General features: G+C 75.5%; 11 protein-coding genes, 1 pseudogene and 1 riboswitch. Of the genes and pseudogenes, 1 reads left to right on the forward strand and 11 read right to left on the reverse strand.

The window, feature by feature from the left end; genetic code table 11:
• Positions 1-161 precede the first annotated feature (161 nt).
• Positions 162-2,933, forward strand: coding sequence for an ABC transporter substrate-binding protein (locus tag PV364_RS18925; RefSeq protein WP_319661236.1), 2,772 nt, complete (start codon positions 162-164; stop codon positions 2,931-2,933).
• Here the strand turns inward: PV364_RS18925 and cobC are convergent.
• The 11 genes and pseudogenes from cobC to PV364_RS18975 form a co-directional block, all read right to left on the reverse strand.
• Positions 2,923-3,954, reverse strand: coding sequence for an Rv2231c family pyridoxal phosphate-dependent protein CobC (gene cobC, locus PV364_RS18930; RefSeq protein ID WP_415924574.1), 1,032 nt, complete (start codon positions 3,952-3,954; stop codon positions 2,923-2,925). The genes PV364_RS18925 and cobC overlap by 11 nt on opposite strands.
• Before the next feature lie 114 nt (positions 3,955-4,068).
• Positions 4,069-4,380: pseudogene (locus PV364_RS41285) on the reverse strand (CbiX/SirB N-terminal domain-containing protein); the annotation flags it as partial.
• A complete protein-coding gene (locus PV364_RS18935) occupies positions 4,377-4,805 on the reverse strand; it encodes a cobalamin biosynthesis protein (RefSeq protein WP_319661238.1) in 429 nt (142 codons plus the stop codon). The pseudogene PV364_RS41285 and the gene PV364_RS18935, both read right to left, overlap by 4 nt.
• A 361-nt stretch (positions 4,806-5,166) precedes the next feature.
• Positions 5,167-6,525: a cobyrinate a,c-diamide synthase gene (locus PV364_RS18940; RefSeq protein WP_319661239.1), complete on the reverse strand. Its 1,359-nt coding sequence runs from the start codon at positions 6,523-6,525 to the stop codon at positions 5,167-5,169.
• A complete protein-coding gene (gene cobO / locus PV364_RS18945) occupies positions 6,519-7,124 on the reverse strand; it encodes a cob(I)yrinic acid a,c-diamide adenosyltransferase (protein WP_319661240.1) in 606 nt (201 codons plus the stop codon). The genes PV364_RS18940 and cobO overlap by 7 nt, the downstream gene beginning before the upstream one ends.
• Positions 7,124-9,154: a putative cobaltochelatase gene (locus PV364_RS18950; protein WP_319661241.1), complete on the reverse strand. Its 2,031-nt coding sequence runs from the start codon at positions 9,152-9,154 to the stop codon at positions 7,124-7,126. Before PV364_RS18950 ends, cobO begins: the two co-directional genes overlap by 1 nt.
• Before the next feature lie 52 nt (positions 9,155-9,206).
• Positions 9,207-10,718, reverse strand: coding sequence for a cobyric acid synthase (locus tag PV364_RS18955; protein WP_319661242.1), 1,512 nt, complete (start codon positions 10,716-10,718; stop codon positions 9,207-9,209).
• Positions 10,715-11,701: a cobalamin biosynthesis protein gene (locus tag PV364_RS18960; protein ID WP_319661243.1), complete on the reverse strand. Its 987-nt coding sequence runs from the start codon at positions 11,699-11,701 to the stop codon at positions 10,715-10,717. Before PV364_RS18960 ends, PV364_RS18955 begins: the two co-directional genes overlap by 4 nt.
• A gap of 53 nt (positions 11,702-11,754) precedes the next feature.
• Positions 11,755-11,884, reverse strand: a riboswitch (cobalamin riboswitch).
• 145 nt (positions 11,885-12,029) lie between these two features.
• Entirely contained in the window at positions 12,030-12,245 is a 216-nt protein-coding gene (locus PV364_RS18965; protein ID WP_319661244.1) for a hypothetical protein, read from the reverse strand.
• Positions 12,246-12,286: 41 nt separating this feature from the next.
• On the reverse strand, positions 12,287-13,513 hold the full coding sequence (locus PV364_RS18970) for an inorganic phosphate transporter (RefSeq protein ID WP_319661245.1): 1,227 nt from the start codon (positions 13,511-13,513) through the stop codon (positions 12,287-12,289).
• Positions 13,514-13,864: 351 nt separating this feature from the next.
• Complete coding sequence (locus PV364_RS18975; RefSeq protein ID WP_319661246.1) at positions 13,865-15,256, reverse strand: FAD-dependent oxidoreductase; 1,392 nt, start codon at positions 15,254-15,256, stop codon at positions 13,865-13,867.
• Positions 15,257-15,358 lie beyond the last annotated feature (102 nt).

A 15,358-nucleotide genomic window follows, 5' to 3' on the forward strand; every position in this document is an offset into this window, starting at 1 on the left:
GGTCCGTGGAGGGCGGTGGCGGCGGCGTGTGCCGCGTGTCCGCAGCCGCCCTCCACGGCCGTTGTCCACAGGCGGGTACGGCCGACGTCGCAAAAGGGCTGTTTCCACTACCCTGATGGGGAGTGTCCGCGCACCCGCCGCGGACGGGGCCGGGGGGTCTCATGTTCGGGGGACGGTACGAGATCCGGGCGCTGCTCGGGTCCGGGGGGATGGCCCGGGTCCATCTCGCGTACGACACGCGTCTGGGCCGCACCGTCGCACTCAAGACCCTGCTGCCGGAGCTGGCCCGCGATCCCGAGGCCCGCCGCCGCTTCGCCCGCGAGGCGAGGGCCGCCGCCGGACTCAACCACCCCGGCATCGTGACCGTCCACGACCAGGACGAGATCACCACGCAGGACGCGGTCGTCCCCTTCCTCGTCATGGAGCACATCGAGGGCCGGACCCTGTCCGAACTCGCCCGCGACCAGGCCCCGATGGAGATCGAGCGGGCCGTCCGCATCACCTGCGACATCCTCGACGCGCTCGCCCACGCCCATGCCCGCGGCCTGGTGCACCGGGACGTGAAGCCCTCCAACGTGCTGATCACCACCGGGGGAGCGGTCAAGGTCGCCGACTTCGGCATCGCGCGCGTCGTGCACTCCCTCACCGGCCTCACCGGCACCGGCTCGGCGATCGGCACGCCCGGCTACATGTCCCCCGAGCAGTGCGCGGGCGACGCCGTCGACGCCCGTAGCGACCTGTACGCGGTCGCCTGCATGCTCACCGAACTCCTCACCGGCACCGTGCCGTTCACGGGCGCCACCCCACTGGGCGTGATGTACGCGCACGTCCACCGGACGCCGATGCCGCCCTCCGCCCGCAACCCGACGGTGCCCCCCGCGCTCGACGCGATCGTGCTGTCGGCCCTGTCCAAGAACCCGGCACTGCGCCCGCGGAGCGCCGGCCAGATGAAGGACCGGCTGAGCGGCTGGCTCGCCTCCCGCACCCCGCCCACCGCCCCGCGCGCACTGCCTGCGCCGCCGCAGCAGGCCCCGATGCCCCAGCACCCCGCCTACAACCCCCCGTCCTACGGCCCCTGGGCCGTCCCCGCGCAGCGCCCCGGCTGGGACTCCACGCCGACGCCCCCCGTCCCCGGCCCCCGCGTGCCGCGCCGCCGCTGGGGTGTCATCGGCGCGGCCACCGCCGCGGTAGCCGCCGTGCTGATCACCGTGGCCGTCGTCGTGAACCCCTTCGGCGGCGACAAGAAGAAGGACCCGGTCACTCCCGTCGCCCAGGACCTGATCGCCGCCCGCAGGTCCACCGGTGGCTACAACGGGGCGCTCACCGGCGCCGTCAGCCCCTCCGCGGCCAGGGGCGGCACCTTGCGGCTGATCTCCGCCTACGCGCCGGACTCCCTCGACCCGGCCCGCACCTACTCCCCACTGGTGTGGAACCTCGGCCGCCTCTACCTGCGCAAGCTCGTCGACTTCGCCCCGCAGCCCGGTGCCGCGGGCACCCGCCTCGCCCCGGACCTCGCCACCACCACCGGGCGGATCTCGGACGGCGGCCGCACCTACACGTACACCCTCAAGGAGCACATCGCCTTCGAGGACGGCACGCCCATCACTTCCAAGGACGTCAAGTACGGCATCGAGCGCAGCTTCGCCGCCGACCTCTCCGCTGGTGGCCCCACGCATCTGCGCGACCTGCTCGACCAGGGCCAGAACTATCCGGGCCCCTACAAGGACACCGACCCGGACCAGTTGGGCCTGAAGAGCGTCGGCACCCCGGACGACCGCACGATCGTCTTCCACCTCGACGCGCCCTTCGCCGACTTCCCGTACGTGCTCGCCCTCCCCATGTCCTCGCCCGTGCCCAAGGGCAAGGACAGCCGGATGAGTTACGAGAAGCAGCCGGTGGCCAGCGGTCCCTACCGGATCGCCTCCTACGACGCCGCCAAGGGGCTCACGCTCGTCCGCAACGACCGGTGGGACGCGTCGACCGACTCCATACGCACCGCGCTGCCGGACACCGTCGAGCTGACGATCGCCCCCGACGCCGCGGCCGTGGACACCGCGCTGCTCGACGGCACCGCCGACCTCGACGCCGCCCAGACCGGGGTGCAGGACGCCGCCCGCGCCAGGATCCTCGCCGACGACACCCTGAAGTCCCGTGCCGACCTCGTCACCACCGGGGCCGTGCGCTACTTCTCGCTGCAGACCGCCGTCGCGCCCTTCGACGACTACCGCTGCCGCTGGGCCGTGCAGTACGCCGCCGACCGGCGTGTCCTGCGCGACGCCCTCGGGGGCGCGGACGCCGGCGACATCGCGGGCGGCATGCTGCCCCCGACCGTCGGCGGCCACGACCGCCACCTGGACACCTACGGCACCGTGACCGGCGGCAGTTACCCCGAGCAGGCCCGGCGCTTCCTCGGCGAGTGCGGCCACGCCAAGGGGTTCAGCACCGTCATCGCCGCCTCGGGCAGCGACCCGGTCGCCCGCCGGGCCGCCCAGTCGCTGCGCGACCAGCTCGCGACGATCGGCGTCAAGGCCACGGTCGAAACGCCCGATCCGGCCGACTACTACTCCGTGCTCGCCGACCAGAAGAAGCTCAAGGCCAAGGGCTGGGGCATCGCGCTGATCACCTGGCAGTCCGACTGGCCGTCGCCGGCCGGCTTCCTGCGGCCCCTGCTGCTGCCCGGCAGCCCCAGCAACTACGCGGCCCTCGACGACCGCGAGATCAACGCCCTGATGGACGAGGCCGACACGACGACCGACCGCAACGCCGCCGACAACCTGTGGCGGACCGTCGACTCCACCGCCCAGGACCGCGGCACCCTGCTGCCGTTCCTCTACGACCGACGGCTCAACTACCGCTCGGCCCGCCTGACCAACGCCTACGTCCAGCCCGCCCTGGGCGGTGTCGACCTGCAGGCGCTCGGCGTCAGGAACTGACCGCGACCGCCTTGGCCAGCGCCACCGCGAAGCGGTCCGTCGTCTCCCGGTCGCGCACCGCGAGCCGCAGCCACTGCGGCCCCAGCCCGGGGAAGGTGTCCGCACGGCGCACCGCGAAGCCCAGTTCCCGCAGCCGCTCACGGACCGCCGCCGCCCCCGGCAGGCGCACCAGCACGAAGGGACCCAGCGCCGGGCCGGCCACCTCGACGCTGTCGAACTCGGCCAGCCGGGCGAGCAGATGCCCCCGGTCGGAGGCGATCCCGCGGGCGGCCCGCTCCGCCTCGTCGCGCGCGGCGGGCCCGCAGCACGCCTCGATCGCGGCCAGACCGGGCGAGGAGACCGGCCACAGCGGCTGCGCCCGCTCCAGCGCGGCGATCCGCTCCCGGTCGCCCAGGACGTAGCCCACCCGCAGCCCCGCGAGCCCCCACGTCTTGGTCAGGCTGCGCAGCACCAGCAGGCCCGGCACATCGCGCCGGGCGGCCAGTGACTCGTACTCGCCGGGCACCGCGTCCATGAACGCCTCGTCCACCACCAGAGTGCGGCCGGGACGCGCCAGGCGCACGATCTCCTCGGCGGGGTGCAGGACGGAGGTGGGGTTCGTCGGATTGCCGAGCACCACGAGATCGGCCCGTGCCGGCACGGCGTCCGCGTCCAGCCGGAATCCGCTCCCCGCGGTCAGCAGCACGCGGTGGACGCTGTGCCCGGCGTCCCTCAGCGCCGCCTCCGGCTCGGTGAACTGCGGGTGCACCACGGCCGGATGGCGTGCCCCGAGCGAGCGGGCCAGCAGGACGAACGCCTCCGCCGCGCCTGCCGTGAGCAGCACCTCCTCCGGCGGCCTGCCGTGCCGCGCCGCGACGGCCCGGCGCGCGGCCCGCCCGTCGGGGTAGCCGGCGAGGCCGTCCAGGGCCGCGGTGAGGTGTTCGCGCAGCCAGGCAGGGGGCGTTCCGGCGCGCACGTTGACGGCCAGGTCGGTGAGCGTGCCGCCGCCGTCGCGCACCTCGGCGTCGCCGTGGTGGCGCAGGTCGTGGCCGTCGTCGGGTTCGGTGGCGGACTCGGCGGGGTGCGCGCCCGCCCAGCGGACGTCGAGCCCGGGGTGCGCCTCCGCCCAACCCTCCGCCTGCTGCCGGGCCCGCCGGGCGGTGTCCCCGTCCACCGGGACGGCGGGCAGCACGACGATCCGCCGCGCCCCCAGCCGCCGGCAGCGGTCCAGTCCGGCCGGGACGTCGGGGGCCGCGTCGGACACGAAGGCGGTCTCCACGCCCGCGTACCCGCGTCCCTCCCACAGCAGGCGGGCCGCCCGCACCGCCTCGGCGTTGTCCGCCGGCTCAGGGGACCCGGCGGCGACGAGCAGCACCAGGGTGCCCGCCAGGTCCTGCGGGGTCCGGCGTCCGCCGCCCAGCGCCGCCTCGACACGCCGCTCCAGTACGTCCTCGGGCGGGATGCTCACGGTGCCTTCTCCTCGTTGGTGCCTGCCGCGGGGCCACGCCGGCGCGCCACCGCGACCGTCGCCCGGGCCGCGCCCCCGCCGTCGGGGACGGACTTCGTCTTCGGGACGAGCAGTTCGCCGCCGGGCGCCGCGGCGAGCGCCGCCGCCTCGGCCACGGACGGCGTTCCCACGGCGGCCAGCGCGGCTCCGGAGGGCGTCGGCACATCCACGGCGGCCAGCGTATCGGCGTCGTACGCCAGCAGGGGCACCCCGAGCGCCTCGGCCGCGGCCGCGATCCCCGGCTCGCGCGCCCGGGCGTCGAGGGTGGCCACCGCGGCCAGGCACGCGCTCCCCACGCCCGCCACGGCCAGCACCCGCCGTACGAGTGCCAGCACTTCGGCCGCCGCCACGCCCCGCCCCGCGCCGACCCCGACGACCACGCTCATGCGGCGGTCCTGCCCACCCCGCGCCGCCCGGCCCCGGCGAACGCCCGGGCCGGCGCGCTCAGGCGCGGATGCCGGTCCGCTGGTTGCCTGTTGCCTGCCGTGGGACGGCGACGGTGCGCCCTTGCGGGGACGACCGGGTGGCCCGGGCCCGCGGCGACCGGCTTTCGCCCGTCAGGCGGCGGCATTTCGGTCGTGGGGGAGTTCCGGGGCGGGGCGGTGCCGATGGCCGCGGTCGCGCGTGGGTGCCGGGCCGCTGGTTGCCCGTTGTCTGCTGTGGGGCGGCGGCGAGGCGCGATGGCGGCCGTGTTCCCGGTGGCGGGGACGGTCGGGTGGCCCAGGTCCGCGGCGGCCGGCACTTCGCTCACGCGCCCGCGTTCGCGCAGGCCGCCACGAACCGCCGTGCCAGGGAGGGCTCGGCGGCCCAGTGCACGTGGAGGTACGAGGCGTGGACGGCGCCCCGCGCGAAGCCCTCCACGCGCCGCTCGGGTCGGGTGAATCCCCAGGCCGGGACGGCGCCCGCGCCGGGTTCGACGACCGTGCGGTGGAACTCGTGCCCCCGCACCCGCGTTCCGGCCGCCGCCAGCACGTTGTCCGCCACCGCGACCGCCTCGCGGTAGCCGAGCGTCAGCCGCTCGGACATGCGGGCCGTCGCGTCCAGGACCCCGCACATCGGACGTCCGTCGAGTTCGCGCGCGAGGTACAGCAGCCCGGCGCACTCCGCCGTCAGCGGACCGGGGAAGGCCGCGACCGCCTCGCGCAGCGGCGCGTTGGCGGAGAGCTCGGGCGCGTGCATCTCGGGGAAGCCGCCTCCGACGACCAGCCCCGCGGTGTCCCGCGGCAGCCGCTCGTCGCGCAGCGGGTCGAAGGTGACGACCTCCGCCCCGGCGGCGCTGAGCAGCTCGACGTGCTCGGCATAGGAGAAGGTGAACGCCGCGCCGCCCGCCACGGCGACCACCGGCCGGCTGCCCGCGGCGACGGGGGCGGCCGGGCCGATCGCCGCCCGCGGGTCCCAGGGCTCGTCCGCGAGCGGGGGAGCGCTGCGTGCCAGGGCCAGCAGCGCGTCCATGTCGCAGCCCGCCCGTACCCGCGCCGCCAGGGTCCGTACCGCCTCCACGGCGTCCGCGCGCCGTTCGGCGACCGGCACCAGCCCCAGGTGCCGGGAGGGCGTGCCGACCGCGGCGTCCCGGCGCAGCGCGCCCAGCACCGGTACGCCCGCGCCGTCCAGGGCGTCGCGCAGCAGTTCCTCGTGGCGGTCGGAACCGACCTTGTTGAGGATGACGCCGGCGACCCGCACCTCCGGGTCCCAGGAGGCGAAGCCGTGCACCAGGGCCGCCACCGACCGGGACTGCGAGGAGGCGTCGACGACCAGCACCACCGGTGCCCGCAGCAGTTTCGCCACGTGCGCGGTGGACGCCAGCTCACCCATTCCCGAGGCCCCGTCGAAGAGCCCCATGACGCCCTCCACGACCGCGAGATCGGCCCCGCGCGCCCCGTGCAGGAACAGCGGCGCGATCCGCTCGGGACCGCACATGTACGCGTCGAGATTGCGGCCCGGGCGGCCCGTGGCCAGCGCGTGGTAGCCGGGGTCGATGTAGTCCGGGCCCACCTTGTGCGGGGAGACCGCGAGCCCGGACTCCGCGAAGGCGGCCATCAGGCCCGTGGCCACCGTGGTCTTGCCGCTGCCCGAGGACGGGGCCGCGACGACGAGCCTGGCTACCACTCGATGCCCCTCTGGCCCTTCTGGCCGGCGTCCATCGGGTGCTTCACCTTGCCCATCTCGGTGACCAGGTCCGCGAAGTCCAGCAGCGGCTGCGGGGCGTTGCGCCCGGTGATGACGACGTGCTGGGTGCCGGGCCGCTCGCGCAGCACCGAGACCACCTCGTCGGTGTCGATCCACCCCCAGTGCAGCGGGTAGGCGAACTCGTCCAGCACATAGAGCCGGTAGGTCTCGGCGGCCAGGTCCCGCTTCACCTGCTCCCAGCCCTCGCGGGCGGCGTCCTCGCTCTCCGTGACGTCGCGGCTGTCGCGCTGCAACCAGGACCAGCCCTCGCCCATCTTGTGCCAGGCGACGGTGCCGCCCTCGCCGGAGGCGCCGAGCACGCGCAGCGCGCGCTCCTCACCGACCTTCCACTTCGCCGACTTGACGAACTGGAACACCCCGACCGGCCAGCCCTGGTTCCACGCCCGCAGCGCGAGCCCGAAGGCAGCGGTCGACTTCCCCTTGCCGGTGCCGGTGTGCACCATGACCAGCGGCCGGTTACGGCGCTGGCGCGTGGTCAGCCCGTCCTCCGGCACGACACTCGGCTGTCCCTGTGGCATTACGCGGCCCTCCGTACGTCCCGCACCAGTGCCGCGACGCTGTCCGCGCGCAGCTCGTCCAACGTCACCGCGGTACCGCGCAGTTCGCGGGCCAGCACGCCGGCGAGACCCAGCCGGACCGGCCCGGTCTCGCAGTCGACGACCACCGACGCGACACCGCCGGCCGCCAGCAGCCGGGCGGCCCGCGACGCCAGGGGCAGCGGCTCGGGGCCGCCGGTCGCCCGGCCGTCGGTGACGACCACCAGCAGCGGGCGGCGCGCGGCGTCCCGCAGCCGCTCCACGCGCAGCACCTCGTGTGCCTTGAGCAGCCCGGCGGCCAGCGGGGTGCGGCCGCCGGTCGGCAGCTTCTCCAGGCGCGCCGCGCCCGCGTCCACCGACGAGGTCGGCGGCAGGGCCAGTTCGGCGCCCGTGCCGCGGAAGGTGATCAGCCCGACCTTGTCGCGCCGCTGGTACGCGTCGAGCAGCAGCGAGAGCACCGCGCCCTTGACCGCGCCCATGCGCCGCCGGGCCGCCATCGAGCCGGACGCGTCCACCACGAACAGCACGAGGTTGCCCTCACGGCCCTCGCGCACCGCTTCGCGCAGGTCGTCCCGGCGGATCACCAGCCCGGGTCCGCCGCGGCCGCGGTCCCGCTGGTGCGGGGCGGCCGCCTGCACCGTCGCCGCCAGGTGCAGCTTGCCCAGCGTGCCGCGCGGGCGGCGGGCGCCCGTGGTCCTGCCGTGCGCGGTACGGGCCCGGGACCGGCGGCCGGCGGCGCCCTCGCCGAGGCCCGGCACGGTCAGGGCGCGCGCCGTGAACGGCTCCGCCGAGGGCACCGCCGCCTGCTCGCGGGGCGCACCGGCGCCGGGCGCGGCGCCGGGGGTGCCGTCCGGGTCGCTGTCCGCGGCGGTTTCCGAGGGTGCGTCCGGCGGCGTCCCGTCGTCGGCCCGCGGCGGCCGGCCGCCACCGCCGGGGCCGTCGCCGCCGCCGTCCGGACCCCCGTCCGGCTCGGGGCCGGGGTCGGGGTCCTCGTCCCCGCCGCGGTGCTGCTCCAGCGTCTCGTCGAGCTTGTCCTCGTCCATGCCGGGCGCGTCGAAGGGGTTGCGGCGCCTGCGGTGCGGCAGCGCGAGCAGGGCGGCCTGCCGCACGTCCGCGTCGGTCACCTCCGTGCGGCCCGCCCAGGCGGCCAGCGCGGTCGCCGTGCGCGCCATGACGATGTCCGCGCGCATGCCGTCCACCTCGAAGGCCGCGCACGTCGCGGCTATCTGGCGCAGCGAGCCGTCCCCGAGGCGGACCGAGGGGAGCAGTTCCCGCGCCGCGGCGATCCGGGCCCGCAGCGATCCCTCCTCGGCCTCCCACTCGGCGGCGAACGCCGCCGGGTCCTCGTCGTACGCCAGCCTGCGGCGCACGACCTCCACCCGCTCGTCGGTCTCCCGGGACGCCCGGACCTCCACGGTCAGCCCGAAGCGGTCCAGCAACTGCGGGCGCAGTTCGCCCTCCTCGGGGTTCATCGTGCCCACGAGGAGGAACCGCGCGGCATGGCGCACGGAGACGCCCTCCCGCTCGACGTAGGACGCGCCCATCGCGGCGGCGTCCAGCAGCAGGTCGACGAGGTGGTCGTGGAGCAGGTTCACCTCGTCCACGTACAGCACGCCGCGGTGCGCGTCGGCCAGCAGACCCGGCTCGAAGGCCTTCACGCCCTCCGCCAGGGCCCGTTCGATGTCCAGCGCCCCGACCAGGCGGTCCTCGGACGCGCCCACCGGCAGTTCCACCATCCGCGCCGGCCGCGACGCCGGCTCCGCCGCGGAGGGGTGCGGGCCGTCCGGGCACGCCGGGTCCGGCGCCGCCGGATCACAGCTGAAGCGGCAGCCCGCGACCACGTCCACCCGCGGCATCAGCGCCGCCAGCGCCCGCACCGCCGTGGACTTCGCGGTGCCCTTCTCGCCGCGTACCAGCACGCCGCCCACGGCCGGGCTCACCGCGTTCAGCAGCAGCGCCAGCCGCAGGTCCTCCATCCCGACGATCGCGGTGAAGGGGTAAGGGGTGCTCACGCGGCTGCCTCCTCGAGGGTACGGACGTCACGGCACGGCCGAGGCGGGCGGTTCACGGCGCTCCCGGCGGGACGAAGGGAAGACCGGGCGGGGGCCCGGACTCGATGAGACGGAGCAGGGCGCCGGTGTCGGCGTGCTCCTCGACGAGGTCGCCGAGACGGTCGAGCTGTTCCTCGCGCAGCGCCGCGAAGGCCGTGTCCGGCGCCGGGACGAAACGGCGTCCGGAGGCCTCGGCGACACGGCGCAGGAAGGCGCGGCGGAAGCCGTCGCTCTCCAGGGAGCCGTGCCAGTGGGTGCCCCAGACGGAACCGGTGCGGCAGCCGTCGAGGAACGGTTCGTCGCCACCGCGGACGTCGGCGACGCCGTGGTGGATCTCGTACCCTTCGACGGTCTCGCCGTAGGCCTTGCCGGACGGCCGGGCCAGGGTCTTGCCGGGCGCGAAGCGCACCCGGACCGGCAGGAGGCCGAGGCCCGGCACGAGACCGGCCCGCGACTCGACGGGATCGTCGATGGACTCGGCCAGCATCTGGAAACCACCGCAGATCCCGAGGACCGGTCGGCCCTCCGCCGCACGCCGCACGATCGCGTCGGCGAGCCCGCGCCGGCGCAGCCATTCCAGCGCCTTGACGGTGCCCCGGGTGCCGGGCAGGACGACGAGGTCGGCGTCCGCGAGCTCCTCGGGCCGGTCGGCGAAGCGCACGATCACACCCGGTTCGGCCGCCAGGGCGTCGACGTCGGTGAAGTTGGACATCAGGGGGACCGCCGCCACGGCGACCCGGAGCACGTCCTCGCCGTGCGGCGGCGCGGTGTTCGACTCCCGCACGGTGCCGCGCAGGGACACCCGCAGCCCGTCCTCCTCGTCGATGCCCAGCCCGTGCCGGTACGGCAGGACACCGTAGAAGCGGCGCCCGGTCAGCCCGCGCAGCATCTCCAGCCCGGGTTCCAGCAGCGAGACGTCGCCGCGGAACTTGTTGACGAGATAGCCGCAGACCAGCTCCTGGTCCTCGCGGCTCAGCAGCGCGGTCGTGCCGAAGAAGGACGCGAAGACCCCGCCCCGGTCGATGTCGCCGACGACGACCACGGGCAGCCGCGCGGCCCTGGCCAGGCCCATGTTGACGATGTCGCCGTGCCGCAGGTTGATCTCGGCCGGGCTGCCAGCGCCCTCGCAGATGACCGCGTCGTGCCGGGAGCGCAGCTCCTCCAGGCAGGCGGTGACGGTCTCCAGCAGTTCCGAGCGGCGCCCGTTGTGGTAGCCGCGCGCGCTCATCTCGCCCACCGGGCGGCCCATCAGGACGACCTGGCTCGTGCGGTCGCCGCCCGGTTTGAGCAGCACGGGGTTCATCAGCGCGGACGGCTCCACGCGCGCGGCCTGCGCCTGCATGGCCTGCGCGCGGCCGATCTCGGCGCCCTCGCGCGTGACGTACGAGTTCAGCGACATGTTCTGCGCCTTGAACGGGGCCACCGACACCCCCTGCCGGGCCAGCCAGCGGCAGATGCCGGCGGTGACCACGCTCTTCCCGGCGTCCGACGTGGTGCCCGCGACCAACAGCGCGCCGCCGCTCATGCGTTCCCCCTCCGGGTGAGCCGGCGCCAGGCAGGCCGGCCGCCGGCCGTGACCGCCAGGGCCAGCAGGCTCACGCGCCGCGACAACCGCACCGCGCGCTCGATGTCCGCCACCTCCACCGCCCGGTTTCCGGCGCCGAGCACCGGCCGGTGCTCGATCCGGCCCCCGTACGCCAGCGTCCCCCCGAGCCGTACGCCCAGCGCCCCGGCGAACGAGGCCTCCACGGGACCGGCGTTCGGGCTGGGGTGCCGGCCGCCGTCCGCGCGCCAGGCGCGCCAGGCGCCCCGCCGGTCGGGGCCCGCCAGCACGGTGAGCGCGGCGGTCAGCCGGGCGCCGGGGAAGCCGGCGACGTCGTCCAGCCGGGCCGACGCCCAGCCGAACCGGCGGAAGCGCGGGGACTTGTGACCCACCATCGCGTCCAGGGTGTTGACCGCGCGGAAGCCCACGAGTCCCGGCACACCGCCCAGAGCGCCCCACACCAGGGCGCCCACGACGGCGTCGGAGGTGTTCTCGGCGACCGACTCGACGACCGCCCGGGCCAACTGCCGCTCGTCCAGGGCCTGCGGATCCCGCCCGCACAGGTGGGGCAGCCGGGCCCGGGCCGCCGCGGTGTCCCCGGCGGCAAGGGCGGCGCCGATCGTCCGCGCCTCGCGCGCCAGCGACGTACCGCCCAGCACCGCCCATGTCGCGGCCGCGGTCAGGGCCAGGGACGCGGCGGGGGAACGGCGTACGGCGCGCGCGGTCCCAGCGGCGACCGCCGCGGCGCCCCCGGCGCACACCGCGGTGTACAGGGCGCCCCGTCCGCGGTGGTCGTGCCACAGCACGCGCTCCAGTGCGCCTGCCGCGCGCCCGAAGGCGGCGACGGGATGTCCGCGTCGTGGGTCGGCGAGCGCGAGGTCGGCCAGCCAGCCGAGGACCGCCCCGGCGGCGAAGACCGACGGCGCGGCAGAGCCGGCGTCGGGTGTACGGCGGCTGCCGCCCATCGCTGGTGTCCTCACTCAGGGTCCGCGCCCTGGCTCGACGTGACCGGCGGTGAGAGTCTCCTGGCTCCCGGATCGGCGGCACCCCCGGCCTTCCAGCCCGTGGTACGGGCCGTGGCCGCTGGTGGAGGCGCGCTCCCCGGTGACAGTGGCGGGACCGCGCCGGATTCGCACCGGACTTCCTCTCCTGCCGCCGTGTGGCGGTTCCGATACCACCACGCGCCGATCCGGCCCGTCAACTCACCCCGTAGCGGCCCGGAAACGCGGAAACCCCAGCTCACAACCGGAAGGGCCGGGAGCCGGGGCCGAGTTCGCGCCGCGGGGCGGGAGGTCAGGCGACGATGAGGAAGATCCCGTACGCCACGGCCGCCGCGCACAGCGCGAAGCACGCGTACGCGCCCGTGCGCACCACGGCGCCCTGGCCGGCGCCGGTCGTGGCCGGCCGGGACAGGCCGACGACGCCGAGGGTGAAGAGGCCCACGAGGCCCACGGTGGCGGCGAGGCTGACGCCGAAGACGGAGCCGAGGGCAGCCCAGTCGATGTGCATGCTGCTGTGTCCTTCCGGGACCGGTGGGGCGGTGCCCGCCGTCAGGCGGTGGCCTTGGCGGGGTCGGTGTCGGCGGGCGGGGCGACGGGGCCGAGGGGGCCCGCGGGCGGCGGCGTCACGGCCGCGATGGCCGCGGTGACGATGCCCGGTTCCCCGGCGTCCGCGCGGTCGTCATTGACGTTGGTGTGGTCGACCGGCTTGCGGCGCGCGGCCACCCAGATCGCGCCGCACACGGCGAGCGCCAGCACGGCGACCGCGGTGACGCCGAGGTCGCCCTGGTCGGCCAGGAGCGCGGCGCCCGCCGCGACCAGGCCGGCGGCCGGCAGCGTCAGCGCCCAGGCGGCGGCCATGCGGCCCGCGGTGCTCCAGCGGACGACGCCGCCCTTGCGGCCCACACCGGCGCCCATGACGGAACCGGAGCAGACCTGCGTGGTGGACAGCGAGAAGCCGAGGTGCGAGGAGGCCAGGATGACGGCCGCGGCGCCGGTCTGGGCGGCGAAGCCCTGCGGCGGCTGGATGTCGGTGATGCCCTTGCCCATGGTGCGGATGATCCGCCAGCCGCCGATGAACGTGCCCAGCGCGATGGCCAGGCCCGCCGAGACGATGACCCACAGCGGCGGGTCGGAGTCGGGGGCGACGACGTTGCCGGCGATGAGGGCGAGCGTGATGACACCCATCGTCTTCTGCGCGTCGTTCGTGCCGTGCGCGAGGGAGACCAGGCCCGCCGAGGCGATCTGGCCGGCCCGGTAGCCCCTGGCGGTGGCGGCCGGGTCGCTGCCGCGGCTGATGCGGTAGGTCAGGCGGGTCGCCAGCAGCGAGGCCACCCCGGCGACGACCGGGGCGCAGACGGCCGGGACGAGCACCTTCATGACGACCGCGTCGCCGTTGACCGCGCCGAACCCGGCGGACGCGACGGAGGCGCCGATCAGCCCGCCGAACAGGGCGTGCGAGGAACTCGAGGGGAGCCCGGCCAGCCAGGTCAGCAGGTTCCAGACGATGGCGCCGACCAGCCCGGCGAAGATGACTTCGGGTCTGATCCCCGCGGTCTCGTCGAGGATTCCCCCGGAGATCGTCTTGGCGACCTCCACCGAGAGGAACGCTCCGACGAGGTTCAGTACGGCGGACATCGCCACCGCTGTCCGGGGACCCAGGGCGCCGGTGGAGATGGTGGTGGCCATCGCGTTGGCGGTGTCGTGGAAACCGTTCGTGAAGTCGAACACGAGCGCGGTGATAATCACGATTCCGATCAGGAGCGTGATGTGTTCCATGTATCCAGGCATTCGTTCGATCGGACAGCGGCGGTGGCGACCGTACGGAGTCTGAGTGAACGGAAAGTGAACGGTGGGGATCTGTGGAGTGCTGTGGCTCCGGGGGTCCTGTGCGCTGCCCCGGAACGCGGCCTTCCGGGGCCGTGGCCGGGTCCGCCGGAGCTGTCCCGGGGAGACGCTTCTCACCCCGCCGGGACCCCGTTCGGGGCCCCGGCGGCGGAGGGTCGTCGGCCGTTCTCGTGACCGGGCCACCCGGACGGTCCGGCAACTCCCCCGGAGCGGGGGCCGGTGGAGCGCCGCGGGCTGCGGGCACTTCCCGGCGGAGCCGGGGAGGGGACGTGGTGACGGGGCCTAATGGCGCCCGGAGATCCGGTCGGCCGCACGGGCCAGGGGGTCCGTCTCGGCGCTGCGGCCGGACTGTTCGCGGCGGTCGGCGGCGCGGTAGGCCGCGTAGAGGCCGTGCACGCCGATCCAGCGGAACGGTTCGGGCTCCCAGCGGCGGACCCGGTGGTGCACCCAGGGAAGGGCCGTCAGCTCCGTGCCGTGCCCCTGACCCGAGTCGAGCTGCACCAGGTCCCGCAGGGTGCGCGCCGCCAGGTTGGCCGTGGCCACGCCGCTGCCGACGTAGCCGCCCGCCCAGCCGAGCCCCGTGGAGCGGTCCAGTTCCACCGTCGCGCACCAGTCGCGCGGCACGCCCAGCACGCCCGACCACGCGTGCTCGATGGCGACCCGCCCCGCGGCCGGGAAGAAGCGCACCAGGATCGCCCGCAGCGCCTCGACCGTCTCCGGCCGGGTGCGCCCGTCGTTGTCGGTGCGCGAGCCGAAGCGGTACGGCACCCCGCGGCCGCCGAGGGCGATCCGGTCGTCGGCCGTGCGCTGCGCGTACATGTAGGCGTGCGCCATGTCGCCCAGGGTCTCGCGGCCCTCCCAGCCGATGGTGTCCCACACCTCGGCGGGCAGCGGCTCGGTCACCACCATCGAGGAGTTCATCGGCAGCCAGGACCGCTTGTGGCCCTTGATCGCCGCCGTGAAGCCCTCCGTGCAGCGCAGTACGTAGGGGGCGCGCACGCTTCCGTACGGCGTCAGCGCGTGCTTGGGCCTGATCTCCGTCACCGGCGTCGACTCGTGGATCACCACGCCGAGCGCCTCCACCGCCCGCGCCAGACCCTGGACCAGCTTCGCCGGGTGGACGCGGGCGCCGTGCGGCGTCCACGTGCCGCCCGCCGTGCCCGCGACGCGCACCCGCCGGGCGGACTCGGCGGCGCCCAGCAGCAGCCGGTCCTTCTCGCCGAAGGCGACCTCCGCCTCGTGGAAGGCGCGCAGGCGGGCGAGTTGGGCGGGGGAGTGGGCGACCTCCAGGACGCCGCCCTTGTGGACGTCCGCGTCGATGCCCTCCTCCGCCGCGACCCGGATCACCTCGTCGACCGTCTCGTTCATCGCCCGCTGCAGTGCGATCGCGGAGTCCCGGCCGTGCAGGGCGGCGTAGCGGTCGCGGCCGGCGATGCCGTTGTAGAGCCAGCCGCCGTTGCGACCGGAGGCGCCGTAGCCGCAGAAACGCTGCTCCAGGACGACGATCCGCAGGAACGGCACGGCCTTCTTCAGGTAGTACGCGGTCCACAGGCCGGTGTAGCCGCCGCCGACGATGCACACGTCGGCCGTCGTGTCGCCGGGCAGCGGCTCGCGCGGCACGGGGAGGCCGGACTTCGCGTACCAGAAGGAGATGCCGCCGTTGACGGTGGTCATGGTGCCCCTGCAATTCGTCAGGCTGATCGGTCTGCGGTGTGCCGGGACGCTACTGTGCCCCGGGAGTGTGCGGCAACGCCCAACCTGTCAGGATCAGCGCCC

This window comes from Streptomyces sp. MI02-7b (assembly GCF_033793585.1).
Taxonomy (GTDB): domain Bacteria; phylum Actinomycetota; class Actinomycetes; order Streptomycetales; family Streptomycetaceae; genus Actinacidiphila.

Coding starts and splice junctions, on each gene's coding strand:
- PV364_RS18925 (WP_319661236.1), top strand. CDS start 162: ATGTTCGGGGGACGGTACGAGATCCGGGCGCTGCTCGGGTCCGGGGGG.
- PV364_RS18935 (WP_319661238.1), bottom strand. CDS start 4,805: ATGAGCGTGGTCGTCGGGGTCGGCGCGGGGCGGGGCGTGGCGGCGGCC.
- cobO (WP_319661240.1), bottom strand. CDS start 7,124: ATGCCACAGGGACAGCCGAGTGTCGTGCCGGAGGACGGGCTGACCACG.
- PV364_RS18955 (WP_319661242.1), bottom strand. CDS start 10,718: ATGAGCGGCGGCGCGCTGTTGGTCGCGGGCACCACGTCGGACGCCGGG.
- PV364_RS18960 (WP_319661243.1), bottom strand. CDS start 11,701: ATGGGCGGCAGCCGCCGTACACCCGACGCCGGCTCTGCCGCGCCGTCG.
- PV364_RS18965 (WP_319661244.1), bottom strand. CDS start 12,245: ATGCACATCGACTGGGCTGCCCTCGGCTCCGTCTTCGGCGTCAGCCTC.
- PV364_RS18970 (WP_319661245.1), bottom strand. CDS start 13,513: ATGGAACACATCACGCTCCTGATCGGAATCGTGATTATCACCGCGCTC.
- PV364_RS18975 (WP_319661246.1), bottom strand. CDS start 15,256: ATGACCACCGTCAACGGCGGCATCTCCTTCTGGTACGCGAAGTCCGGC.